The sequence below is a fragment of the Streptomyces sp. NPDC002004 genome (assembly GCF_053593975.1).
This window is the reverse complement of record NZ_JBSFDP010000005.1, coordinates 268,776-292,876: the sequence shown is the minus strand read 5'-3', so window position 1 is coordinate 292,876 and position 24,101 is coordinate 268,776. Positions and strand designations below refer to the sequence as shown.

Genomic DNA, 24,101 nt, shown 5'->3' with positions numbered 1-24,101 from the left:
CAGTCATGGACCGCCGCATTTTCGGGCTGGAGAACGAGTACGGCGTCACATGTACGTTCAGGGGACAGCGCCGCCTGTCTCCTGACGAGGTGGCGCGGTACCTCTTCCGCCGTGTCGTGTCATGGGGCCGCAGCAGCAATGTCTTTCTGCGGAACGGTGCTCGCCTCTATCTCGACGTCGGGTCACATCCGGAATACGCAACCCCGGAATGTGACAACGTGACCGAACTGGTCACGCACGACAAGGCCGGCGAGCGCATTCTGGAAGGCTTGCTCGTCGACGCCGAACGCCGTCTGCACGAGGAGGGAATCGCAGGCGACGTCTATCTCTTCAAGAACAACACGGACTCGGCGGGCAACTCCTACGGCTGCCACGAGAACTATCTGGTGGCCCGGCACGGGGAGTTCTCGAGGCTCGCGGACATCCTCATTCCCTTCCTCGTCACACGGCAACTGCTGTGCGGTGCCGGCAAGGTGCTCCAGACACCCCGGGGCGCCGTGTACTGCGTCAGCCAGCGCGCCGAGCACATCTGGGAGGGCGTCAGCTCCGCGACGACCCGCTCCCGGCCCATCATCAACACCCGCGACGAGCCGCACGCGGACGCCGAGCGCTACCGTCGGCTGCACGTCATCGTCGGCGACTCGAACATGTCCGAGACGACGATGCTGCTCAAGGTCGGCGCCACGGACCTGGTGCTGCGCATGATCGAGGCGGGCACGGTGATGCGCGACCTCACCCTGGAGAACCCGATCCGGGCGATCCGCGAGGTCAGCCACGACATCACGGGCCGTCGCAAGGTGCGCCTCGCCAGCGGCCGGGAGGCCTCCGCACTGGAGGTGCAGCGCGAGTACTACGAGAAGGCCCTCGACTTCTGCGAGCGGCGGGGCATCCGTACGGGCACGGTCGAGCAGGTGCTCGAACTGTGGGGCCGCACGCTCGACGCGATCGAGTCCGAGGACCTGGACCGGATCGGCACCGAGATCGACTGGGTCATGAAGTACAAGCTCATCGAGCGGTACCGGGCCAAGAACAACATGACGATGTCGCACCCGAGGGTCGCGCAGATAGACCTCGCGTATCACGACATCCACCGCCGTCGCGGGCTGTACTACCTGCTGGAGAAGAAGGGGCAAGCCGCTCGCATCTGCAACGACTTGAAGATTTTCGAGGGCAAGTCGGTGCCACCGCAGACGACTCGGGCCAGGCTGCGCGGCGACTTCATCCGCCGCGCCCAGGAGCAGCGCCGCGACTTCACGGTCGACTGGGTCCATCTCAAGCTCAACGACCAGGCACAGCGCACGGTGCTGTGCAAGGACCCGTTCCGGTCGGTCGACGACCGGGTGGAGAAGCTCATCGCGGGAATGTGACCGACATCGCGTTCCGCGGGGGAGCGCAACACGGGCGCCGTACGTTCCTCGTACGGCGCCGTTGTGTGGTCGTAGAGTTGCGCGCACGCCAACCATGAAGATCGACCGATACGAGGCCCCCACCGTGCGCCGACGCTCACTTCTCCTAGCCGTACCCGCAGGACTGCTCACGCTCGCCGGTTGCGGGAGCGACAACAAGGGCAACAAGTCCAGCAGTGCGTCCCCCTCGCCGTCCGCTCCGCCCTCCGCGAAGATCGTGAACGGGCCGCTGCCCGCGGTCACGGCCGGCACCAAGTTCGGCGAGAAGCCGACCGTGGCGAAGGGGCCGGGCAAGCCGTCGAGCGACCTGGCGGTGAAGACGCTCATCCAGGGCAACGGCACCGAGGTCGCCAAGGGCGACTATCTGCAGGCGAACTACCTCGGCCAGATCTGGAACACGGCGAAGGTCTTCGACAACTCCTACGACCGCGGCAGCCCGACGCTGTTCCAGATCGGCGTCGGCCAGGTCATCCCCGGCTGGGACCAGTCCCTGGTGGGCAAGAAGGTCGGCAGCCGGGTCGAGCTGGCGATCCCCCCGGCGCTGGGCTACGGCAAGGCGGGCAACGCCCAGGCGGGCATCAAGGGTGACGACACGCTGGTCTTCGTCGTCGACATCGTGAACACCTTCAACGGCAAGAGCTCCGCCAAGGGCAAGGACGTCGCCCAGGACAACATCGACCTGCCGAAGGTCGGCACGAACACGGACGGCAAGGCCCCGTCGGTCGACGTCCCGAAGAAGTCCGCGCCGACGAAGGTGGTCTCGACGTACGTCATCGAGGGCGACGGCCCGGTCGTGAAGCCGACCGACCAGCTGCTCGTGCAGTACAAGGGTGTGCTGTGGGCGGACGGCAAGGAGTTCGACTCGACCTACAAGCGGGGGCAGCTGGCCTCGTTCTCGCTGCAGCAGGTCGTCAAGGGCTGGCAGGAGGGACTCGCGGGCAAGAAGGTCGGCAGCCGCGTCCTGGTGGTCGTGCCGCCGGACAAGGGCTACGGCGACAACCCGCCGCAGGGCAGCCCCATCAAGAAGGATTCGACGCTCGTCTTCTCGGTCGACATCCTCGCGAAGATGTGAGTCCCCGCAAAGATGAAAGACTGTGCGTGTTGCGCATCCGTATCAAGCAGGAGCTAGTGACGTGAGCATCGAGAAGCCCGAGATCGACTTCCCGGGCGGCGAGCCCCCGGCCGACCTCGAGATCAAGGACATCTGGGAGGGCGACGGCCCCGAGGCGAAGGCGGGCGACACCGTCTCCGTCCACTACGTGGGTGTCGCGTTCTCCACCGGCGAGGAGTTCGACGCGAGCTGGAACCGTGGCACGCCGCTGCAGTTCCAGCTGGGTGTCGGCCAGGTCATCGCGGGCTGGGACCGCGGTGTGCAGGGCATGAAGGTCGGCGGGCGCCGTCAGCTGACCATCCCGGCGCACCTCGCGTACGGCGACCGCGGCGCCGGTGGCGGCCGCATCGCCCCGGGCGAGACGCTGATCTTCGTCTGCGACCTGGTCGCGGTCTGATCCGCTTCGACCACAAGCGGTCGTGACAGGGCCCGCGCCCCCCGGCGCGGGCCCTCGGCTTTTGCCGCGACAGGCTGTAGCGGTACGGTCGACGCGCAGAAGCATCGGAGAAAGGGCGTACCGCGTCGATGGCCATTGCCAAGGCAGAGCGGCTGATGAACCTGGCCCTGTGTCTGCTCGGGACGCGGCGCCCGTTGAGCAAGCGTGAGCTGCGGGGGTCGATCGAGGCCTACGTCGAGGCCTTCGGGCCGGGGTACGGCGCAGCCGCCGGGCCGGGCGAGGGCGGCTCCGACGACTCCTTCAACCGCATGTTCGAGCGGGACAAGGACGACCTGCGCGAGCTGGGCCTGGTCATCGAGACCGTGGAGAACCTCGACGGCGAGATCGGCTACCTGGCCCGCCGCGACAGCAACCGGCTGCCCCCGGTCACCCTCGACGCCGAGGAGGCCGCTGCGCTGGGCCTTGCGGCGAAGGTGTGGCAGCAGGCCCGGCTCGCCGGTGCCGCGAGCGGTGCCCTGCAGAAGCTGCGCGCCGCGGGGCTGCCCGAGGACGTCGACCCCTATGAGGGGCACGGCGCGCTGGAGCCGCGCATCCCGGTGCACGAGGCCGCCTTCGAGCCGCTGATGCTCGCCTGCCGCGACCGGCGCCCGGTCGCCTTCGACTACCGCAAGGCCTCGGCGGCCCGCCCCGAACAGCGCACGGTGGAGCCGTGGGCGCTGGAGTGCTGGCGCGGCCACTGGTACCTCGCGGGCTGGGACCGCGACCGGGGCGCCGAGCGGGTGTTCCGGCTGTCCCGGATCACCGGCCGGGTGCGCAACCGGCCCGGAAGCTTCACCGCCACGGTGCCCGACGTCGTCACGGTGCGGGAGACGGTGGCGGGCTGGGCCGGCGAGATCACCGACCGCAGTGCCGTGATCAGACTGCGCTCCGGTGCGGGCTACCCCCTTCGGGCGAAGGCCGTGTCGGTGCGGGAACTCGGCGACGGCTGGGACGAGTTGGTGATTCCGTACGGACACGGTCTGGACGCCTGGCTGGTCGAGTTCGGCCCCGATGTGGTGGTGCTGGAGCCCGAGGAGCTGCGGTCGGACGTGGTGGACCGGCTGCGCGCCGTGGCCAAGGGCTGAGGGGGACGTAGGACCGTGGCAGCGAAATCCGCGAGGTCGGCGAGGCCGACCAGCGCGATCGACCAGACCCGCCGGATGCTCTCCCTGGTGACGTATCTGCGGGAGCGCCCCGGCGCGCGCGTGGAGGACGTGGCGCGCGCGTTCGGGATCACCGAGGACGAGCTGATCTCCGACCTGGACGTGCTGCCGCTGTGCGGCACCAGCTTCCGCGGCGGCGATCTGCTGGACATCGACACGGACGGCGACCGCATCTGGTGGCACAACCCGGCCGCCCTCGCGGCGGAGGCGGCGGAGCCGCTGCGGATCGCCGCCGACGAGGCGACGGCGCTGCTGGTGGCCGCCCGCGCGGTGGCCACGCTGCCGGGTCTGCGGGAGAGCGACCGGCAGGCGCTGCTGCGGGCCACTGCGAAGCTGGAGGCGGCGGCGGGGGAGGCCGCGGGCGCGAGCTCCCGGCTGTCGGTGACCTTCGAGTCGGAGGGCGGCGTCTTCGCGGACGTCGACCGGGCGATCTCCGAGCGCCGCAGACTGTGGATCCGCTACTACTCGCCGGCGCGCGACGAGGTCACCGAGCGTGAGATCGATCCGATCCGGCTGGTGAGTGTCGGGCACACCTATGTGGAGGCGTGGTGCCGCCGCTCGGAGGCCCGGCGCACGTTCCGTCTCGACCGGGTCGCCGAGATCAGGATCCTTGACGCGCCGTCCGAGCCGCCGGAGCTGGAGCTGCGGGATCTGTCGGAGGGGCTGGTCCAGCCGGCCGCCGAGGATCCCGAGGTGGTCGTCGAGGTGGGCCCCGGCGGGCGCTGGGTGGCGGAGTACTACCCGCACGACAGCGCCGAGGAGCTCGCGGACGGCGGGCTGCGGATCACGCTGCGCACCCCCGACCCGGCCTCGCTGCGCCGGCTGGCGCTGCGGCTCGGCCGGGACGGGCACATCGTCTCGCCGCCGGAGCTCGCTCGGAGCGCGCGGCAGGCCGCGAATGAGGCCCTGGCGGCGTACGACGCGCCGGGGACCGCCCCGGATGCGCCGCACGGCGTGCACGAGGCACCGCAGGCCGGCTTGGGAGGCCGGCTCGACGACCGGCAGGAGCAGGCACGTTGAGCAAACCGGGCGACACATCCACGATTTCCGTAATGTCCGGATTGTCAAGAGTGGCGCCTGTGTTGTTCAAGGCCGCCTGCCCCGACTGCCGTGCCTGCAGCGAGCTGTCCGCGAGTGCGCTGCGGCTGGCCATCGGCGCGAGCCGCCGGACCACGTTCTACTCGTTCACCTGCCCCGAATGCGGCTCCGCCGTGCGGAAACCCGCGGGTGAGCGCATCGTCGAGCTGCTCACCGGCGGCGGGGTCCGCACGCTCCGCCTCCATACGACCGTCTAGGCTCGGCGCATGTTCTGGGCCATGCTCGCGATCGCTCTCGGCTTCCTCGGCCTCGCCGTGCTCGGCGTCCTCGCCGTCCGTGTGTTCCTGGAGGCCCAGCGCCTGGGCCGCCAAGTGACCGAATCGGCGCGGAAGATCAATCGGGCGGCGGAGGATCTGGAGCAGGCCGCGGTGGGTGCCGCGCAGGCGGGTCGCGACGCCATGTGACCTGCCGGGCGCATGGCCGCCGGCGCCGCTGTCCCGCTCTGAGCAGGGCAGGTACGCTTCCTGGGGTGGCCCGGGGAGCGAGGCGCGGGTCACGCCAGGAGTACGCACGAGGATTGCCTCACGTTTACCCCTGCGCGTTACGATCGCCGTTGACAGGGCAGTCGGCGTACCGGCCGTCCGGCACCAGACAACCGTCGCCTCGGTGAAGAAGGTAATCAGCTATGGGTAGGCTCGGCGCACCCGAGATCATTCTCATCCTCATCGTCGTCGTCCTGCTTTTCGGCGCGAAGAAGCTTCCCGACATGGCCCGTGCCCTCGGCAAGTCGGCCCGCATCCTCAAGAGCGAGGCGAAGGCGATGAAGGGCGACGGTCAGCAGACGGCCCCGGCCGACCCGCCGAACCCCGAGCAGTCCTCCGCTCAGCGCACCATCCAGGCGGCCCCCGGTGACGTGACCAGCTCGCGCCCGGTGAGCGAGCCCACGGACACGACCAAGCGCTGACTCAAGGCCGCCGCCGCGCGGCCTGCCGCACGAGATGAGGACGTGGGTTGCTCAAGTCTGCCCGCAAGAAGGAGAAGGACCCGGAGGGGCGGATGCCCCTCTCGGACCACCTGCGTGAGCTGCGCAACAGGCTCGCGAAGGCAGTCCTGGCCGTCGTGGTCGGCGCGGTGGCGGCGGCGGTCTTCTATCAGGAAATCATCAACTTCCTCACCCACCCCATCCAGGAGTCGGTGGGGTGCTCGAAGCCGTTCTCGGAGCTGGCCAAGCAGAGCCACGGAGCCTGCGGCAACATCACGGTGTCGGGTCTGATGGGCCCCTTTACCTTGATGATCAAGGTGTCCCTGACGGCGGGTGTGGTCATGGCGAGCCCGGTCTGGCTCTACCAGCTCTGGGCGTTCATCGCGCCCGGCCTGCACCGCCACGAGAAGAAGTACGCGCTGGGCTTCGTCGCGGCCGGCTTCCCCCTGTTCATGGCGGGCGCCTACTTCTCGTACCACGTGCTTCCCGCGGCGGCCGATGTCCTGCTCACCCTGACTCCCCAGGGTGCCGTCAACCTGCTGCCGCTTGACGAACTGCTCGACCTCGTGACCCGCATGGTGATCGTCTTCGGGCTCTCCTTCGAGCTGCCGCTGCTCCTTGTGATGCTCAACCTGACCGGTGTGATCAGTGGACGCCGGATGCTGGGCTGGTGGCGTGCCATGATCATGGGTGTCACGGTCTTCGCCGCGTTCGCCACGCCGACCGTCGACCCGATCTCGATGCTGTCGCTGGCGGCGCCGATCTGCCTGCTGTACTTCGCGGCGACCGGGTTCGCGCTGATGAACGACAAGCGCAAGGCCAGGGTCGCGGCCGAGGGGCCGGACGACGACGAGGCCTCCGACCTCGATCTCACCCCCGAGGACATCGGCGACATCGAGCCCGTCACCGCCGGCCGCTCCCTGCCCGAGCAGGCCTCCTCCGACCAGTCGCGGATCAACGGCTACGACGACGTCACCTGACACGGCCCTCGGGGCACGGCGCCCCGGGGAGCGAAAGGGGCCGGACTCGGGGAGTCCGGCCCCTTCGCCGTGCTCGGTCGCCCGGTATGTCCCGGCCGCGGAGCGGGCGTTGCGGGAGCCGACGGTCTTCCGCGACGGTGACCCACCGTGAAATGTGAGGCACCTCACAGCGGGTGATCCGCTCGGCGCCTTGTAGGGTCCGCCCGTGACCAGCGAGATCACTCTTCTCATCAATCCCGCCGCGGGACGCGGCCGGGGTGCGCAGGCGGCGCAGCCGGCCGCCGCTGCCCTGCGGGAGGCCGGCTTCTGTGTGCGTACCGTCGTCGGCGAGGACGCCGGGGACGCGCTGCGCCGCGCGCGTGAGGCGGTGGAGGGCGGGACCGGGGCGCTCATCGCCGTCGGTGGCGACGGGATGGCCGGCCTGGCGTTGCAGGCCGTGGCCGGGACCCGGACCCCGCTCGGCGTGATCGCCGTCGGCACCGGCAACGACTTCGCACGCGCGCTCGGGCTGCCCCTGCGCGATCCCGCCGCGGCCGGGCGCATGGTGGCCGACGCCCTGACGGGGGCGCACATCCGCGATGTCGACCTCGGGCGCGTCGACGGGACGTGGTTCGGCACGGTCCTCGCCTCCGGCTTCGACTCGCGCGTCAACGACCGCGGCAACCGGATGCGCTGGCCCACCGGCCGGTTCCGGTACGACGTCGCGATGGTCGCCGAACTCGCCGCCTTCCGCCCCGTCCCGTACCGCATCACGCTCGACGGCGGCGACGTCCACGAGGTCGAGGCGACCCTGGTCGCCGTCGGGAACGGCTCCTCGTACGGCGGCGGAATGAAGATCTGCGCCGGAGCCGACATGGGTGACGGCCTCTTCGACATCACCGTCGTCGGTGCCTGCAGCCGGACCACCCTGCTGAAGGTGTTCCCGCGGGTCTACAAGGGCAGCCACCTCGACCACCCGGCCGTCACGGTGCACCGCGCGGCGGCCATAGAGCTCGCCGCGCCCGGGATCACCGGGTACGCGGACGGCGAGCCCCTGGGGCCGCTCCCGCTGACCGCGGAGTGCGTCCCGGGAGCCGTACGCGTCCTGGTTTCCGCGCACTGAGGAGGGTGCCCGGAGCACGCCGGGGCCCCCGGAAACGCCCTGACCAGGAAGAATGTGGCGCCCCGTGCTCGGTGGGAGCCTGCGATACGGATAATGATCGTCCGATGTCACCGGCGGCCGGTAGGCTCGAAAGCACGATGACAGAGGACCTCTCACCGGCCGAGCGGTATGCGGCAGCACGCAGGCGCACCGCCGAGCAGAACACCGCGCTCGCGAGCTTCCGCGAGATGTACGACTTCGGTCTCGACCCGTACCAGATCGAGGCCTGCCAGGCGCTCGAGGAGGGCAAGGGCGTGCTGGTGGCCGCGCCCACCGGCTCCGGCAAGACGGTGGTCGGCGAGTTCGCCGTGCACCTGGCGCTGAACCAGCACAGAAAGTGCTTCTACACGACGCCCATCAAGGCGCTGTCCAACCAGAAGTACTCCGACCTGGTCCGCCGCTACGGTGCGGAGAAGGTCGGCCTGCTGACCGGCGACAACAGCATCAACTCCGAGGCGCCCGTGGTCGTCATGACCACCGAGGTGCTGCGGAACATGCTGTACGCGGGCTCCCAGACCCTGTCCGGCCTCGGCTACGTGGTGATGGACGAGGTGCACTACCTCTCCGACCGCTTCCGCGGCGCCGTCTGGGAGGAGGTCATCATCCACCTTCCCGAATCGGTCACCCTGGTCTCGCTCTCGGCCACCGTGTCGAACGCGGAGGAATTCGGCGACTGGCTCGACACGGTCCGCGGCGACACCGAGGTCATCGTCTCGGAACACCGCCCCGTGCCGCTGTTCCAGCACGTCCTGGCGGGGCGCCGGATGTACGACCTCTTCGAGGAGGGCGAGGGCCACAAGAAGGCCGTCAACCCCGACCTGACGCGGATGGCGCGGATGGAGGCCAGCCGGCCCTCGTACGCCGACCGGCGCCGCGGCCGGAACATGCGCGAGGCCGACCGCGAGCGCGAGCGGCGCCAGCGGTCGCGGATCTGGACACCCGGCCGCCCCGAGGTCATCGACCGGCTCGACGCAGAGGGCCTGCTGCCCGCGATCACCTTCATCTTCAGCCGGGCCGGCTGCGAGGCCGCGGTGCAGCAGTGCCTGTACGCGGGCCTGCGGCTCAACGACGACGAGGCGCGCGCCAAGGTCCGCGAGATCGTCGAGGAGCGCACCGCGTCCATCCCCACCGAGGACCTCCACGTGCTCGGCTACTACGAGTGGCTCGAAGGCCTGGAGCGCGGTATCGCCGCCCACCACGCGGGCATGCTGCCCACCTTCAAGGAGGTCGTGGAGGAACTCTTCGTGCGCGGCCTGGTGAAGGCCGTCTTCGCGACCGAGACCCTGGCCCTGGGCATCAACATGCCCGCCCGCTCGGTGGTGTTGGAGAAGCTGGTCAAGTGGAACGGCGAGCAGCACGCCGACATCACCCCCGGCGAGTACACCCAGCTCACCGGCCGCGCGGGCCGGCGCGGCATCGACGTCGAGGGCCACGCCGTCGTGCTGTGGCAGCGCGGCATGAACCCCGACCAGGTCGCGGGTCTCGCGGGCACCCGGACCTATCCGCTCCGCTCGAGCTTCAAGCCGTCGTACAACATGGCGGTCAATCTGGTCGAGCAGTTCGGCCGGCACCGCTCGCGCGAACTGCTGGAGACCTCCTTCGCGCAGTTCCAGGCCGACCGTTCCGTCGTCGGCATCTCCCGCCAGGTGCAGCGCAACGAAGAGGGCCTGGAGGGCTACAAGGCCTCCATGACCTGCCACTTGGGCGACTTCGAGGAGTACGCCCGGCTGCGCCGCGAACTCAAGGACCGCGAGACGGAGCTGGCCCGCCAGGGCGCGACCCAGCGACGTGCGGAGGCCGCCACGGCGCTGGAGCGGCTCAAGCCCGGCGACATCATCCATGTGCCCACCGGCAAGTACGCGGGCCTGGCGCTCGTCCTCGACCCGGGCGTGCCGGGCCGGACCGACGGCCACCGCGGCATCGACCATCACGACGGGCCGCGGCCGCTCGTCCTGACCGCCGAGCGGCAGGTCAAGAGGCTCGCCTCGATGGACTTCCCGGTGCCGGTCGAGGCGCTGGAGCGGATGCGCATCCCCAAGTCGTTCAATCCGCGCAGCCCCCAGTCCCGCCGTGACCTGGCGTCCGCGCTGCGGACCAAGGCCGGGCACATCGTGCCGGACCGGCACCGCAAGCGGCGGTCCTCCGCCGCGGACGACCGGGAGATCGCACGGCTGCGCGCAGAACTCCGCGCCCACCCCTGCCACGGGTGCAGCGACCGCGAGGACCACGCGCGCTGGGCGGAGCGTTACCACCGGCTGCGCCGGGACACCGCCCAGCTGGAGCGGCGCATCGAGGGGCGCACGAACACGATCGCCCGCACCTTCGACCGCATCGTGGCGCTCCTGTCCGAGCTGGACTACCTGCGGGGCAACGAGGTCACGGAGCACGGCAAGCGGCTCGCACGGCTCTACGGAGAGCTGGACCTGCTGGCCAGCGAGTGCCTGCGCGCCGGGGTCTGGGAGGGTCTGAACCCTGCCGAACTCGCCGCCTGTGCCTCGGCGTTGGTGTACGAGGCGCGGATCGGCGACGACGCCCTCGCGCCGAAGCTGCCGTCCGGCAAGGCCAAGGCGGCGATGGGCGAGATGGTCCGCATCTGGGGCCGCCTCGATGCCATGGAGGAGGACTTCCGCATCAACCAGACGGAGGGCGTCGGCCAGCGCGAGCCCGACCTGGGCTTCGCCTGGGCCGCCTATATGTGGGCCTCCGACAAGGGGCTCGACGAGGTGCTCCGCGAGGCGGAGATGCCCGCCGGTGACTTCGTCCGCTGGTGCAAGCAGATCATCGACGTCCTCGGGCAGATCGCCGCCGCGCCCTCCCACGAGGGCTCGACGGTGCCGAAGGCCGCGCGCCGGGCGGTCGACGCCCTGCTGCGGGGAGTTGTGGCCTACTCGTCCGTGGGCTGAGCGGCCCAGCGCCGTCCGCGTGCGCGCCGGCTGCCCGGCCGGTGCGCACCGCCGTGCCGACGGCTTCCGTCGGTGTGCGCCTTGTGCGGACGGCCCCTGTCGGTGTGCGGTCGCCGTGTTGTTGCGCACCTGCTGCCGACGGCCCCTGTCGGCAGGGCCTTCGTGGCGAGGACGTATGCGCGTACCTGCCGTGCCGACGTCGGCCGGGGCGACTCGACCGTGCCGCCGTCCCGGCCGACGGATGACTCCAGCGGGCCACGCCGCCGCCGGACCCGGGTCGATCCGGCCATCAGCCGCGCCACCTCCGACCCGCGGCTGATCCGTCGACCCGCGGCCGATCCGTCGACGCGCGCCGCCGTGCGCGGTGGCGCGACGGACCGGGCGCCCAGGGGCAGCCGCTCGCACCGGCCGATGCGGGCATTGTCCTCGCCCCGGAGTGGGCTCGCCCTCCGCACCGGCCTGTTCGGGCCGGCCGAGGACGTGATCCTGCTGGGCAGGACCGGCCCGGACCGCTCGTCGCGGCGTTCGCCCAGGCCACGGGGACGCGGCCGTGCGGACCGCCGGGGTCCGGGAGCACCGCCCGCACCTCGTCCGCGGCATTCCGTCCCGCTCGCCCCTTCGCACGGCCATGCGTCGTGACTCATCGTGTTCGAACGACGCCCCAGCGTGCAAATGGGCCCGAGTGTATGCCTGCCAGTGCGCCGGTTTCAGGTGCTTGCGGAATATGACTCGGCGTTGATCCGGTCGGACTAAGCTCGCCCGCAGCGCACCGAGTTGATGCGTATTCGTGCGCTTGTTCCCAAATTTACCGATCTTTGCGCAAGTGCCCCCACGTTCCGCACGCCCCCCACCACCCCACGTCCCCCCACCCATCACCCCGACCTTCCCCGAGTCGACTGTTCAGAGGGCATACATGGTGAGTGTTGAATTGCCTCCCGGTGGCCGTGAAGTTCCCTACGCCCGTGTGCTGCTGCTGCCCGCCGTACTCATGGCGGCGGCGACCGGCGCGGCCGCCGCGGTCGTGTCGGAGCCGTCCCGGGCAGCCGTCGGCTGGTGCGGAGCGATCGGCACCGCCCTGGTGCTCGCGGTCTCCGCCGAAGCCGTACGCCGCGGCCGCACCATCCGGCAGCTGCGCCGCCAGTACACGCAGCGCCTTGCCGACGCCGAAGGGCGTCTCGCGGCCCAGGACGCCCTCGCGGACCGCGTCCGCGAGGACTTCCTCCCCAGGGCCATCGCGATGACCGGCGCCACCCGGGAACCCCGCGAGGTCGTGGACACGATCGTCGCGCAGGAGCCCGAGTACCAGGAGCTCACCGAGGCGCAGCGCAAGCTCGTCGCGAGGTTCCTGACCCACGTGGACAACGTGGAACTGCTGCGGGAGTCCCTGGAGCGCTCCTTCGTCCACGTCGTACGGCGCGTTCAGGCGATTGTCCACCAACAGGCCAAGGAACTCCGCGAGATGGAGTACGACCACGGCCGCAACCCCGACGTCTTCGACGACCTGCTCCGCCTCGACCACGGCAACTCGATGATCGGCCGTCTCACCGACTCGATCGCCGTGCTCGGCGGCGGCCGCCCGGGCCGCCAGTGGCCCAAGCCGGTCACGCTCTACAGCGTGCTGCGCGGTGCCATGTCCCGCATCCTCGAGTACCGCCGTATCGACCTGGCCTCGATCGCCACGGTCAACGTCAAGGGCAGCCAGGTCGAGCCGGTCATCCACGCCTGCTCCGAGCTCTTCGACAACGCCACGCGCTACTCGCCGCCGAACTCCAAGGTGCACGTCACGGCCACCGAGGTGCAGTCGGGCGTCGCCATCGAGATCGAGGACGCCGGCGTCAGCTTCACCGAGGAGGCGAGGGAGCGCATCGAGGGCAGGATCACCGCTGCGCAGGCCGGCTTCGACCTTCAGGACTTCGACGGCGCCCCCCAGCTGGGCCTCGCCGTCGTCGGCCGCCTCACCAAGAAGCACAACATGCAGATCTCGCTGCGGCCCTCGGCGTACGGCGGCGTCCGCGCCATCCTCGTCGTGCCGCACGACATGCTCACCACCGCCCCCGCCGTCGGCGTCGCCCACGGCATCGGCGTCACCGCCGTACCCCGGATCGACAACGACGGCGTCGAGGCGCCGCAGCTGCCGGCCAAGAAGCGCCGCCCGACCACCGGCCCGCGCCGCGTCACCTCGGCGGACATGCCCGTCGGTGTGACCAGTGCCCGGCAGCTGGAGGACGAGGAGGACCTCCCCGTCGTCACCGAGTGGACCGCGAACGGTCTGCCCCAGCGCCGCAGCAAGGCCACGGTGCCCATCACCGAGCAGATCCGTGCGGCGTACGCCGAGAAGTACGCGGAGGAGGAGCGGCTGGAGCAGGAGACGGCCGCGCGCGCCGGGCAGGGCCTGCCCGCCCAGGCCCCCGAGAGCGAGCCGGTGGACAAGGAGCCGCCGCCGGGCCTCTGGGTGGACGCGTTCATGAAGGGGCTCAAGGGCGACGACTACACCGGCATGACCGACACGGCCAGGACCACGGCCCGTACCGAGGCCGCCGACGTGAAGGACGAGGGAGACCACAAGTGATCTCGCAGCGCCCCAACTTGGACTGGATGCTCAAGGACCTCTACAACAGCGTGCCCGGGGTCCAGCAGATCGTGGTGCTCTCCGCGGACGGCCTGCGGATCGCCCAGTACGGCGGCGACCCGGACGCCGCGGACCGGATCGCCGCGGCATGCTCCGGCCTGCAGAGCCTGGCCGGCGCCCTGGCCACCGAGATCCCGGAGAGCGACGGCCGGATGCGGCTCGTCATCATCGAGATCAACAACGGCTACTTCTACATGATGGCGGCCGGAGCCGGCGCCTACCTCGCCGTGCTCACCGACGTCGTCGCCGAGGCCGGGTACGTCAGCGCCTTCATGCGCGACTGCGTCGGCCGTATCGGCGACCACCTCACCAGCCCGCCGAGGCGTGACGGACAGACCGTATGACTCGAGAGCAACCCCCGCCCCAGGAGCGGCGTGCGCCCCAGCCGCAGAACGAGGAGGACCCCAACCGGCTGTTCGTCATCGGCGGCGCGAACGGCGACGCGCGGACATCACTGGACCTCGTCACGCTGATCGTGGCCAAGGGCGCCCCGTCCCCCGGCGCGCAGCCCGAGCAGGCGGCCCTGATCGGGATGTGCAGGACGCCGCTGTCGGTGGCCGAGCTCTCGGCCTATCTGAGGCTGCCGTTCAGCGTGGTGAGCCTGCTGCTCAGCGAGCTGATCGCGGTCGAGAAGGTCCAGGCCCGCGCCCCGATCGTGCCCACCGTGCGCGTCCCGCGCCCCAAGGGGACCCCCTCCCGCGCCAAGGCCGCCACAGTGCCCGAACGTTCTCTTCTCGAAGCGGTGATGCATGGACTTCAAAGGCTCTGACACGATCGCGGGCCCGCGCCCCGAGGACCATCTCCCCGATACCGTCGCAGCCGCCGTGAAGATCGTGATCGTGGGCGGATTCGGGGTCGGCAAGACGACGATGGTGGGTTCCGTCAGCGAGATCCGGCCGCTGACCACCGAGGAGACCATGACGAAGGCCGGTATCGGGGTCGACGACGACTACGGCTCCGAGTCCAAGACGGCCACCACCGTCGCCATGGACTTCGGCCGCGTCAGCATCACCGACCAACTGGTCCTCTACCTGTTCGGAACCCCGGGGCAGGAGCGCTTCTGGTTCCTGTGGAACGGCCTGTTCAACGGTGCGCTCGGAGCGGTCGTCCTCGTCGACACCCGCCGCCTGGAGGTCAGCTTCGAGGTGATGGGCCGCCTGGAGGAGCGCGGGGTGCCGTTCGTCGTCGCCGTCAACACCTTCCCGGATGCGCCCCGTTATCCCCTGGAGGAGCTGCGGGCCGCGCTCGACCTGGCCGACGAGATTCCGATCGTCGACTGCGACGTACGCCGCAGGGTGTCGAGCCGCGACGTGCTGATGACCCTGATGCGGTTCCTGCACAAGCTCACCGTGGCGCACGGCGGCTGATCCGCGGCGCACGCCGCCGGTCCGGCGGCGGCCGGCCGCGGACCACCGCGACCGAACCGGACCGGACCGGACGGTCGCGCCGCCCACGGCAATCACCCGCGGACCGGCGCGGCCGGCCGGCCCACGCGGTCGCTGCGCAGCGCGCGCCGCCCGGCGGCCGGCCCACGGGCCGCACCCCCGCCCCGACCCCACTCCCCACCAGCCACCCCCTGCCATCCCACCCTGATCCCCGGAACCTCGGAGCGACCACCGTGACGACTCCCTCCCACCCCTTCTCCGGCACGGACGAACCCGCCCTCGTCCCGCCCCCCGGCTGCCCCGCTCACGGCCAGGGCCGCGGCGGCGCCCGGCGCCTCTACGGCCCCGAGGCGGACCACGACCTGGCCGGCGTCTACGAGAAGCTGCGCGCCGAGCACGGCGCGGTCGCGCCCGCCCTGCTCCACAACGACGTGCCGATCTGGGTGGTGCTCGGCTACGCCGAGAACCTCCAGTTGGTCAACTCCCCGGCCACCTTCAACCGTGACTCGCGGAACTGGAACGCCCTGCGCGAGGGCCTGGTCGCCCCCGACCACCCGCTGGCACCCGTCTTCGCCTGGCAGCCCATCTGCGCCTTCGCCGAGGGCGCCGAGCACAAGCGGCTGCGCGGCGCCGTCACCGCCGCCATGAAGTCCCTCAGCCCGCGCACCCTGCGCCGCCATCTCAACGAGAGCTGCCAGGGGGTCATCAACGACATCTGTCTGAAGGGCTCGGCGGAACTGGTCACCGAGTTCGCCGAACAGCTGCCGATGGCCGTGATGTGCCGCATCCTCGGCATGCCCGAGGAGTACAACGAACGCCTGGTGCAGGCCGCCCGGGACATGATCAAGGGCACCGAGACGGCCATCGCCAGCAACGAGTACGTGATGTCCGTGCTGTTCCGCCTCGTCGCACGGCTGCGCGCACAGCCCGACGACGGGTTCACCAGCGCGATGCTCGCCCACGAGTCCCGGCTCACCGACGACGAGGTGGCCCAGCACCTGCGCCTGGTGCTCATCGCCGCGTACGAGGCGACCGCGAACCTCATCGCCAACGTGCTGCGTGTGGTCTTCACCGACCCCGGCTTCCGGGCCCAGCTCAAGGGCGGGCAGATGACCGTCCCGGAGGCGGTCGAGCAGTCCCTGTGGAACGAGCCGCCGTTCAGCGCCATGATCGGCTACTTCGCCAAGCGGGACACCGAACTCGGCGGCCGGAACATCCGCAGGGGCGACGGTCTGATCTTCGGTATCGCGCCCGGCAACGTCGACCCCGCGGTACGCCCCGACCTCGAGGCGAGCATGCTGGGCAACCAGTCCCATCTGGCGTTCGGCGGCGGTATCCACGAGTGCCCCGGCCAGAACATCGGCCGTGCCATCGCCGACTCCGGTATCGACGCGCTGCTGTTGCGGCTGCCCGACATCCGGCTCTCGATCGGCGAGGAGGAGCTCAGCTGGAAGTCGACGATCCTCTCCCGGCACCTCGTCGAACTGCCCGTCGCATTCGAGCCCCAGCCCCGGCAGGACGTCACGGCCAAGCCGAGCTTCGGCAACGAACCGCCGCCCCGCAAGCTCGAATGGACCATCGCGGAGCCCGCACGGTCCGGCACCCCGAATCCGGTGCCGCCCGCCCCGGTCGCACCGCCGGTGCAGCCGGACCCGGCGCCGGTGCGGCTCGGCCGGTGGCAGCGCTTCCTGCGCTGGTGGCGCGGCTACTGACCGCCGACGGCCGCCGGCGAGTCCCACACGTCGTACGCGGACCAGGCCCCGAGCACCCGGTCGCTGACGAACCGGTGTGCCCGCCCCGTGACCGGATCGGTGAACTCCAGTAGACGCGCCAGCAGTTGCAGCGGACGCCGGAAGTCGCCGTCGGGCACGGGGTCGGCCACCGTCGGATAGACGGGATCGCCGAGGATCGGCAGGCCCAGCGCGTTCATGTGCACCCGCAGCTGATGGGTGCGGCCGGTCAGCGGCTCCAGCCGGTACCGCGCCAGGGCGCCCCGGTGCTCGATCAGCGCCACGCGGCTCTCGGCATTGGGCTCGCCCGGCACCTCACGTGCCGCGAGGACTCCACGCTCCTTCTCGATCCGGCTGCGCACGGTCCGCGGCAGGGCGAGCCCCGGGTCGTACGCGGCGACCGCCTCGTACTCCTTGTGCACCCGCCTGTCCCGGAAGAGCGTCTGGTAGGCACCCCGCTCATCGGGTCGCACCGTGAACAGCACCAGGCCGGCGGTGAGCCGGTCCAGTCGGTGCGCCGCCGAGACGGTCGGCTCGCCGAGCTCCCGGCGCAGCCGTGCCAGCGCCGTCTGGGCGACATGGCTGCCCCGCGGTGTCGTCGCCAGGAAGTGCGGCTTGTCGACGACCACGATGTGCTCGTCGCGGTACACGACGTCCAGCGGGAAGGGCACGGGTGCCTCGGGCGGCAGCTCCCGGTGGAACCACACGTAGGCCCCCGGCACATACGGGTCCCCGGGCCCGACGGCGAGTCCGTCGGCGCCCACGACGTCCCCGCGCCGCAGCATCGCGTCGATGACCTCGGCGCCGGGTGCGAGCCTCTCCACGAGGTGATCGCGCACGGTGGCCCACGCTCCTGCGACCGGCAGGCGGAGCCGCACGGGGTCGACTCCGTCGCGCTGGGGGAGGGGAGCGGGGGGAACCGGGGTTCTACGACGTCTCATCGGGGTCAAGCGTACGAGCGCGGTCGCGGACCCGGACGCGAGGTACGGCAGTGCGGTGCCGGTGCCCACGCCCCGGCCGGCCCGGTCCGGTTCGGACGGGACGTCGTGTGCCACCGCCTCGTGATGCACGCACGGGAATGCGCGGCCGGGGGAACGACACGGAAGACCGGCGGACTCCCCGGGGGCCCGGGGAGCCGGCGCCCGGTCAGGAGGCGGGGGTCTCCTGCTCCGCCTCCACCTGGGCGTTCCACTCCCGCTTCGACGCCTGCCAGCCGTCCTCGTTGTGACCCAGGCGCCAGTAGCCGGAGATGGACATATGTTCGCGCGGGATGTCCCGCTCGATGCGCAGATAGCGGCGGAGTTCCTTCACGAAGCCCGCTTCGCCGTGCACGAACGCGTGGACCCGGCCGGCCGGGAAGTCCAGTGCGCGCACCGACCGGATCAGGGCCTCGCCGACCGGGCGGTCCCCGCGGTGCAGCCACACGATCTCCGCGGGCGAGTCGACCTTCACTTCCTCCTCGGGGCCCGCCACCTCGACGAAGGCGTGGGCCGTCGCGCCGTCCGGCAGCGCCTCCAGCGCGGCGGCGATGGCGGGCAGCGCGCTCTCGTCGCCGGCCAGCAGGTGCCAGTCGGCGTCGGCGTCCGGTGCGTAAGCACCCCCGGGACCCATGAAACGTATCGAGTCGCCCGGCCGGGCGTTCGCCGCCCACGGCCCGGCGAGGCCCTCGTCGCCGTGCACCACGAAGTCGAGCGTGAGCTCGCCGGCCGCCGGGTCCCAGGTCCGGACCGTGTAGGTACGGGTCACCGGCCACTGGTCGCGCGGCAGTTCCGCACGGATCCGCTGGAGGTCCAACGGCTCCGGATAGGTCACGCCCTCGGGCATGAACAGCAGCTTCACGTAGTGGTCGGTGCACGCGCCCGCGGAGAACCCGTCGAGCCCGGCACCGCCCAGGACCACGCGCTGCATGTGCGGCGACAGCCGCTCGGTGCGGACGACCTCTGCGCGATGGACCCTGCGCGCCGGACGTTCTGCCATGGGACTCCCCCTGATCACCAATCGACTTAGGTCTACCTAAGTTAGCACTCGGCCGCTGTTCCGTGGGAGATCATTTCGGCGACGACCGGTGCGTACCGGTCACCTCCCGAGCGTCGTGAGCAGCCGCTGCAAGGGGCTGCCGAGGCCCCAGCGCGCCGACAGCGCCTCCAGCGCCGCGGGGTCGCGCGGCTCGCGGGGAAGCGTCGGATCCGCGTCCGGCAGCGGAACGTCCGACGCGACCCGGACCACCTTCGGCGCCACGGCCAGATAGGGGCGTGACTCGTCGAGACGCTTGCGCTGCGACGGTGTCAGCTTCGACACCGGGTCTCCCACCGCCGCCATGATCCCCGCCAGGTCGCCGAACTGGGCGAGCAGCTTCGCGGCCGTCTTCTCGCCGATGCCGGGGACCCCGGGCAGTCCGTCGCTCGGGTCGCCGCGCAGCAGCGCCAGATCGGCGTATCCGGAGCCGTCGACGCCGTACTTCTCGCGCAGCACCGACTCGTCCGTCATCTGCAGTGTGCCCACGCCCTTGATCGGGTACAGCACGCGCACGCCCCGCCCGTCGTCGACGAGCTGGTAGAGGTCGCGGTCGCCGGTGACGATGTCGACGGGGCCGGTGGCGCGGGACGCGAACGTGCCGATCACGTCGTCCGCCTCGTACCCCTCGACGCCCACCCGGGCGATGCCCAGCGCGTCCAGGACCTCCTCGATGACCGGGACCTGCGGGGCGAGGGTGTCCGGGACCTCCTCCGCGTCCGGGCCCGCCTCATGCTCCTCGGCGACGCGGTGCGCCTTGTACGAGGGGATCAGCTCGACCCGCCAGGCGGGACGCCAGTCGGCGTCCATGCAGGCCACCAGCTCGTCCGGCTGGTGGTCCCGGACCAGGCGGTCGATGAATTCGAGCAGCCCGCGCACCGCGTTGACCGGTGTGCCGTCCGGGGCGCGCACCGAGTCGGGGACGCCGAAGTAGGCCCGGAAGTACAGGGAGGCGGTGTCGAGCAGCATGAGCCGTCGTGTTGGCTGAGTCACCTTGGCATCATGCCGCACCCCACCGACACCGGCCGTGTGCGCGGGTCCGCGGGCCGTTGTGCTCGTGCGGGCCGTCGGCATACGGGGCACCCGTGGCCGGTGTGGCCGGTGTGGCCGGTGTGGCCGGTGTGGACGCCCTGTGAACTGGACCACTCCTGTGTTTGCTCCACATAAACACGGGCAGGCGCGCAGCCGGAGCGAATCCGGTCCCATTTTCAACCAATGTGCGGCCGGAGGCGGGCGGACCCCGCATCGCTCCACGGCCCGTCGGCGGGGGAGACGGGCCGTAGTGCTTCGACCCGAGAGGTGTATGTGTCCAGGCTGCAAGCCGAGCACTTGTTCAAGGTGTTCGGCAGACGACCCGACGACGCGGTGGCGAAACTCCGCGCCGGTGCCGACCGAGAGGAACTGCGCGCCGACGGCACCACGGCCGCGGTGATCGACGCGTCCTTCAGCGTCGACCCGGGCCAGATCTTCGTCGTCATGGGTCTGTCCGGATCCGGCAAGTCCACGCTGCTGCGCATGCTGAACGGGCTGCTGGAGCCGACCGCGGGACACGTCCGCTTCGACGGCCAGGACCTGACCGAGCTGAGCCCGCGCGATCTGCGCAAGGTCCGCTCCCACAAGATCAGCATGGTGTTCCAGCACTTCGCGCTCTTCCCCCACCGCAGCGTCCTGGAGAACGCCGCGTACGGCCTGGAGGTCCAGGGCGTGCCGCGTGCCCGGCGCGAGCAGCGCGCCACCGAGGCCCTCGGCCTGGTGGGCCTCGGCGGCTGGGAGAAGTCCTGGCCCGACGAGCTGTCCGGCGGTATGCAGCAGCGTGTGGGTCTGGCCCGCGCGCTCGCCACCGACGCCGATCTGCTGCTGATGGACGAATCGTTCAGCGCCCTCGACCCGCTGATCCGGCGCGATATGCAGGACCAGCTGCTGGAACTCCAGAAGACACTGAAGAAGACGATCGTCTTCATCACACACGACCTGAACGAGGCCATGCGGCTGGGCGACCGTATCGCCGTCATGCGCGACGGCCGCATCGTCCAGATCGGCAGCGCCGAGGACATCCTGGTCCGGCCCGCCAACGACTACGTCGCGTCGTTCATCCAGGACGTCGACCGCTCCCGGGTGCTGACCGCGTCCTCCGTCATGATCGACGAGGTCGAGGGCGACGAGGCGGACTGCCGCTGCGAGACCGCCCGCCCCGACACGCCGTTCGGCGAACTCTGCGCGATCAGCGCGCGGGTCCCGCATCCCGTCGCCGTGCTCGACGACGAGGAACGGGTCGTGGGCGTCGTACCGCAGCAGCGGCTCGTCGGATTCCTCGGCGACGAGGCCGGCGCCCCCGAGCCCTGCGACACCCCCCGCAAGACGCTGGGCAAGGCGGTGACCACCGATGCCTAGGATCCCTCTCGGCGACTGGGTGAACAGCGCCGTCGACTGGCTGCTGCACCACATGTCGTGGCTGTTCGACTTCCTCAAGGCGGTCTTCTCGGGCACCTACGACGGCATCAACGCCGTCCTCCAGGCCCCCGAACCGCTGCTCCTCGCCGGCATCCTCGCCGTCGTCGCATGGTGGCTGCGCGGCTCACTCGCCGGTGTCCTCGCCTTCGTGGGATTCGCGTTCATCGACTCCCTCGAACTGTGGGAGGACGCGATGGTCACACTGTCGCTCGTCCTCGTCGCCACGATCATCGCCCTGGTGATCTCGGTGCCGCTGGGCATCTGGGCGGCACGTTCGAACCGGGTCAGCGCGGCCCTGCGGCCCGTGCTCGACTTCATGCAGACGCTGCCCGCGATGGTCTACCTCATCCCGGCCATCCTCTTCTTCGGCACCGGCGCGCCCGCGGGCATCGTCGCGACCCTGATCTTCGCCCTGGCACCCGGCGTCCGTATGACGGAACTGGGCATCCGCCAGGTCGACGGGGAACTCGTCGAGGCTGCGGACGCGTTCGGCACGACCCCCGGCAACACCCTGCTGCGGGTCCAGCTGCCGCTCGCGCTGCCGACGATCATGGCCGGTGTCAACCAGGTCATCATGCTCGGCCTGTCCATGGCCGCCATCGCCGGCATGGTCGGCACCGGCGGCCTCGGCGGCGACGTCAACGAGGCCATCGGCCAGCTGAACATCGGCCTCGGTTCCGAGTCCGGCGTCGCCATCGTGATCCTCGCGATCTACCTCGACCGGATGACCAGCTCCCTGGGCGACCAGGTCTCGCCGCTCGGCCGCCGCGCCGCCGCGAAGCTGCGCGCCGCCCGCGGCATGAGCGTCTGGTCGTACCGTCCGCGGCCCGCCGTGGCCGTGATCGGCGTCGTCGTCCTGGCGCTCGTCGCCGGAGGCATGGGCATCTTCGGTGGTTCCGGTTCCCGGGCCACCGCGGACGGCGCCACGAACGTCGGACAGGGCAAGAAGATCACCATCGGCTACATCCCGTGGGACGAGGGCGTCGCCTCCACCTTCCTGTGGAAGGAGGTGCTGGAGCAGCGCGGCTTCCAGGTCGAGACCAAGCAGCTCGAGGCGGGTCCTCTGTACACCTCGCTGGCCCAGGGCCAGGTGGACTTCCAGACGGACTCCTGGCTGCCGACCACGCACGCCCAGTACTGGAAGAAGTACGGAAAGCAGCTCGACGACCTGGGCACCTGGTACGGCCCGACGTCACTGGAGCTCAGCGTGCCGTCGTACGTGAAGGGCGTCCACTCGCTGGAGGACCTCAAGGGGCAGGGCAAGAAGTTCGGCGGCCGGATCGTCGGCATCGAGTCCAGCGCCGGTGAGATGGGTCTGCTCAAGAGCAAGGTCCTCAAGGCGTACGGCCTGGACAAGGAGTACAAGGTCGTCGACAGCTCGACGCCGGCGATGCTGGCCGAGCTGAAGCGCGCGTACGCCAAGAAGGAGCCGGTCGCGGTCACCCTGTGGTCGCCGCACTGGGCGTACAACGACTACAGGCTGACGAAGCTGAAGGACCCGAAGGGCGCCTGGGGCAAGGGCGACGGCGTGCACACGCTGGCCCGCAAGGGCTTCGCCTCGGACAACCCCGAGGTCGGCAGCTGGCTGAAGCACTTCAGGATGGACGAGAAGCAGCTCACCAGCCTCGAGGCGGAGATCAACAAGGCGGGCGAGGGCAAGCAGCAGGACGCCGTGCGCGCGTGGCTGAAGAAGAATCCCGGCGTCGTGGACAAGCTCGCCCCGGTGAAGGCCTCCGCGTCCGGCGGCGGGGCCGAGTCCTCCCGCCCGGTGAACGTCGCCTGGTTCCCGTGGGACGAGGACGTCGCCGTCACCTACCTGTGGAAGCACGTCCTGGAGAAGCACGGCTACCGGCTGAACCTCAAGCAGATGGACGTCGGCCCCGTCTACACGGGCCTGGCGAGCGGTGACCTCGACGTCAACTTCGACGCCTGGCTGCCGTACGCCCAGAAGAACTACTGGGACGCCCACAAGAACGACCTGACCGACCTGGGCACCTGGTACAGCCCGACCTCCCTGGAGATCGCCGTGCCCTCGTACGTGAAGGGCGTGAAGTCCCTGGAGGACCTCAAGGGCAAGGCCGGCACCTTCAACGGCCGGATCATCGGCATCGAGCCGGCCACCGGCGAGATGAACCTGCTCAAGACCAAGGTCCTGCCCGGCTACGGCCTGGACAAGGAGTACAAGGTCGTCGACGGCTCCACGCCGGCGATGCTGGCCGAGCTGAAGCGCGCGTACGCCAAGAAGGAGCCGGTCGCGGTCACCCTGTGGTCGCCGCACTGGGCGTACGACGAGTACGGGCTGACCAAGCTGAAGGACGACAAGAAGCTGTTCGGTGAGGGCAACACGATCCGCACCATTTCCAGCAAGGGCTTCCCGAAGCGGTATCCGCAGCTGACGAAGTGGTTCAAGAACTTCCGGATGTCCGAGGGCGAACTCGGCAGCCTGGAGAGCGAGATCAAGAAGCGCGGCCAGGGCCATGAGGACGAGGCCGTCACGGCCTGGCTCGACCACCACAAGGGGGTCGAGAGCCGGATGACCGCGCAGTAGCAGCGTTGTGTGCCGCGGCGGCCGCTCCCCACGAGGGAGCGGCCGCCGCGGCGTTTCCCGGGGACCCACCGCGCCGGCGAAGCGTCCCCCGGCGGGGAGCGGGCGGGGAGCGGTGGGGGAGCGGTGGGGGAGCGGTGGGGGAGCGTCCGGGAGCGGACGGGTGCGCTTCCGGGGCGCAATGTGGC

The 24,101-nt window shown here is 70.6% G+C and carries 21 protein-coding genes; 18 read left to right on the top strand and 3 right to left on the bottom strand.

The features are described 5' to 3' along the window. The first annotated feature begins 5 nt into the window (after positions 1–5). From pafA to ACWCP6_RS11575, 16 genes are all read left to right on the top strand, one after another. Positions 6–1,367: a Pup--protein ligase gene (gene pafA / locus ACWCP6_RS11650; protein ID WP_450932190.1), complete on the top strand. Its 1,362-nt coding sequence runs from the start codon at positions 6–8 to the stop codon at positions 1,365–1,367. A 124-nt stretch (positions 1,368–1,491) separates the two neighbouring features. After that, a complete protein-coding gene (locus ACWCP6_RS11645; RefSeq protein WP_450932294.1) occupies positions 1,492–2,478 on the top strand; it encodes an FKBP-type peptidyl-prolyl cis-trans isomerase in 987 nt (328 codons plus the stop codon). A 61-nt stretch (positions 2,479–2,539) separates the two neighbouring features. Continuing rightward, positions 2,540–2,914 (top strand): FKBP-type peptidyl-prolyl cis-trans isomerase, encoded by a 375-nt coding sequence (locus ACWCP6_RS11640; protein ID WP_450932189.1) that lies wholly within the window; start codon positions 2,540–2,542, stop codon positions 2,912–2,914. Between the two features lie 128 nt (positions 2,915–3,042). After that, a complete protein-coding gene (locus ACWCP6_RS11635) occupies positions 3,043–4,038 on the top strand; it encodes a helix-turn-helix transcriptional regulator (protein ID WP_450932188.1) in 996 nt (331 codons plus the stop codon). A 75-nt stretch (positions 4,039–4,113) separates the two neighbouring features. After that, complete coding sequence (locus ACWCP6_RS11630) at positions 4,114–5,136, top strand: helix-turn-helix transcriptional regulator (protein WP_450932293.1); 1,023 nt, start codon at positions 4,114–4,116, stop codon at positions 5,134–5,136. A 32-nt stretch (positions 5,137–5,168) separates the two neighbouring features. Then, entirely contained in the window at positions 5,169–5,411 is a 243-nt protein-coding gene (locus ACWCP6_RS11625; protein WP_450932187.1) for a hypothetical protein, read from the top strand. Positions 5,412–5,420: 9 nt separating this feature from the next. Further along, on the top strand, positions 5,421–5,618 hold the full coding sequence (locus ACWCP6_RS11620) for a hypothetical protein (RefSeq protein WP_450932186.1): 198 nt from the start codon (positions 5,421–5,423) through the stop codon (positions 5,616–5,618). 221 nt (positions 5,619–5,839) lie between these two features. After that, positions 5,840–6,118 (top strand): Sec-independent protein translocase subunit TatA, encoded by a 279-nt coding sequence (tatA, locus tag ACWCP6_RS11615; RefSeq protein WP_450932185.1) that lies wholly within the window; start codon positions 5,840–5,842, stop codon positions 6,116–6,118. A gap of 47 nt (positions 6,119–6,165) precedes the next feature. Beyond that, positions 6,166–7,116: a twin-arginine translocase subunit TatC gene (gene tatC / locus ACWCP6_RS11610; RefSeq protein WP_450932184.1), complete on the top strand. Its 951-nt coding sequence runs from the start codon at positions 6,166–6,168 to the stop codon at positions 7,114–7,116. Positions 7,117–7,321: 205 nt separating this feature from the next. Then, complete coding sequence (locus tag ACWCP6_RS11605) at positions 7,322–8,218, top strand: diacylglycerol kinase (protein ID WP_450932183.1); 897 nt, start codon at positions 7,322–7,324, stop codon at positions 8,216–8,218. A 137-nt stretch (positions 8,219–8,355) separates the two neighbouring features. Further along, the gene (locus ACWCP6_RS11600; protein WP_450932182.1) at positions 8,356–11,160 is read left to right on the top strand and encodes a DEAD/DEAH box helicase; all 2,805 of its coding nucleotides are present in this window, start codon (positions 8,356–8,358) and stop codon (positions 11,158–11,160) included. 913 nt (positions 11,161–12,073) lie between these two features. Further along, positions 12,074–13,729 carry a sensor histidine kinase gene (locus ACWCP6_RS11595; protein WP_450932181.1) on the top strand — a complete coding sequence of 552 codons (1,656 nt, stop codon included), beginning with the start codon at positions 12,074–12,076 and terminating at the stop codon, positions 13,727–13,729. Continuing rightward, on the top strand, positions 13,726–14,133 hold the full coding sequence (locus ACWCP6_RS11590) for a roadblock/LC7 domain-containing protein (RefSeq protein ID WP_450932180.1): 408 nt from the start codon (positions 13,726–13,728) through the stop codon (positions 14,131–14,133). Before ACWCP6_RS11595 ends, ACWCP6_RS11590 begins: the two co-directional genes overlap by 4 nt. Continuing rightward, positions 14,130–14,558, top strand: a complete 429-nt coding sequence (locus ACWCP6_RS11585) for a DUF742 domain-containing protein (protein WP_450932179.1) — start codon at positions 14,130–14,132, stop codon at positions 14,556–14,558. Before ACWCP6_RS11590 ends, ACWCP6_RS11585 begins: the two co-directional genes overlap by 4 nt. Then, positions 14,539–15,156 carry a GTP-binding protein gene (locus tag ACWCP6_RS11580; protein WP_450932178.1) on the top strand — a complete coding sequence of 206 codons (618 nt, stop codon included), beginning with the start codon at positions 14,539–14,541 and terminating at the stop codon, positions 15,154–15,156. The genes ACWCP6_RS11585 and ACWCP6_RS11580 overlap by 20 nt, the downstream gene beginning before the upstream one ends. A gap of 251 nt (positions 15,157–15,407) precedes the next feature. Beyond that, positions 15,408–16,886, top strand: coding sequence for a cytochrome P450 (locus ACWCP6_RS11575; protein ID WP_450932177.1), 1,479 nt, complete (start codon positions 15,408–15,410; stop codon positions 16,884–16,886). Here the strand turns inward: ACWCP6_RS11575 and ACWCP6_RS11570 are convergent. From ACWCP6_RS11570 to ACWCP6_RS11560, 3 genes are all read right to left on the bottom strand, one after another. Next, positions 16,880–17,845, bottom strand: coding sequence for an RluA family pseudouridine synthase (locus ACWCP6_RS11570; protein WP_450932176.1), 966 nt, complete (start codon positions 17,843–17,845; stop codon positions 16,880–16,882). The genes ACWCP6_RS11575 and ACWCP6_RS11570 overlap by 7 nt on opposite strands. Before the next feature lie 205 nt (positions 17,846–18,050). Next, positions 18,051–18,881, bottom strand: coding sequence for a siderophore-interacting protein (locus ACWCP6_RS11565; RefSeq protein ID WP_450932175.1), 831 nt, complete (start codon positions 18,879–18,881; stop codon positions 18,051–18,053). A 99-nt stretch (positions 18,882–18,980) separates the two neighbouring features. Next, on the bottom strand, positions 18,981–19,886 hold the full coding sequence (locus ACWCP6_RS11560) for a 5'-3' exonuclease (RefSeq protein ID WP_450932292.1): 906 nt from the start codon (positions 19,884–19,886) through the stop codon (positions 18,981–18,983). Positions 19,887–20,222: 336 nt separating this feature from the next. Between ACWCP6_RS11560 and ACWCP6_RS11555 the strand changes: the two genes are divergently transcribed. After that, positions 20,223–21,308, top strand: a complete 1,086-nt coding sequence (locus tag ACWCP6_RS11555; protein WP_450932174.1) for a quaternary amine ABC transporter ATP-binding protein — start codon at positions 20,223–20,225, stop codon at positions 21,306–21,308. Continuing rightward, entirely contained in the window at positions 21,301–23,916 is a 2,616-nt protein-coding gene (locus ACWCP6_RS11550; RefSeq protein WP_450932173.1) for an ABC transporter permease/substrate binding protein, read from the top strand. Before ACWCP6_RS11555 ends, ACWCP6_RS11550 begins: the two co-directional genes overlap by 8 nt. Positions 23,917–24,101: the final 185 nt, after the last annotated feature.

Coding starts and splice junctions, on each gene's coding strand:
- ACWCP6_RS11630 (WP_450932293.1), top strand. CDS start 4,114: ATGCTCTCCCTGGTGACGTATCTGCGGGAGCGCCCCGGCGCGCGCGTG.
- ACWCP6_RS11550 (WP_450932173.1), top strand. CDS start 21,301: ATGCCTAGGATCCCTCTCGGCGACTGGGTGAACAGCGCCGTCGACTGG.
- ACWCP6_RS11580 (WP_450932178.1), top strand. CDS start 14,539: ATGGACTTCAAAGGCTCTGACACGATCGCGGGCCCGCGCCCCGAGGAC.
- ACWCP6_RS11600 (WP_450932182.1), top strand. CDS start 8,356: ATGACAGAGGACCTCTCACCGGCCGAGCGGTATGCGGCAGCACGCAGG.
- tatA (WP_450932185.1), top strand. CDS start 5,840: ATGGGTAGGCTCGGCGCACCCGAGATCATTCTCATCCTCATCGTCGTC.
- ACWCP6_RS11560 (WP_450932292.1), bottom strand. CDS start 19,886: ATGCTGCTCGACACCGCCTCCCTGTACTTCCGGGCCTACTTCGGCGTC.
- ACWCP6_RS11570 (WP_450932176.1), bottom strand. CDS start 17,845: ATGAGACGTCGTAGAACCCCGGTTCCCCCCGCTCCCCTCCCCCAGCGC.
- ACWCP6_RS11585 (WP_450932179.1), top strand. CDS start 14,130: ATGACTCGAGAGCAACCCCCGCCCCAGGAGCGGCGTGCGCCCCAGCCG.
- ACWCP6_RS11595 (WP_450932181.1), top strand. CDS start 12,074: ATGGTGAGTGTTGAATTGCCTCCCGGTGGCCGTGAAGTTCCCTACGCC.
- pafA (WP_450932190.1), top strand. CDS start 6: ATGGACCGCCGCATTTTCGGGCTGGAGAACGAGTACGGCGTCACATGT.
- ACWCP6_RS11635 (WP_450932188.1), top strand. CDS start 3,043: ATGGCCATTGCCAAGGCAGAGCGGCTGATGAACCTGGCCCTGTGTCTG.
- ACWCP6_RS11565 (WP_450932175.1), bottom strand. CDS start 18,881: ATGGCAGAACGTCCGGCGCGCAGGGTCCATCGCGCAGAGGTCGTCCGC.
- ACWCP6_RS11620 (WP_450932186.1), top strand. CDS start 5,421: ATGTTCTGGGCCATGCTCGCGATCGCTCTCGGCTTCCTCGGCCTCGCC.
- ACWCP6_RS11625 (WP_450932187.1), top strand. CDS start 5,169: ATGTCCGGATTGTCAAGAGTGGCGCCTGTGTTGTTCAAGGCCGCCTGC.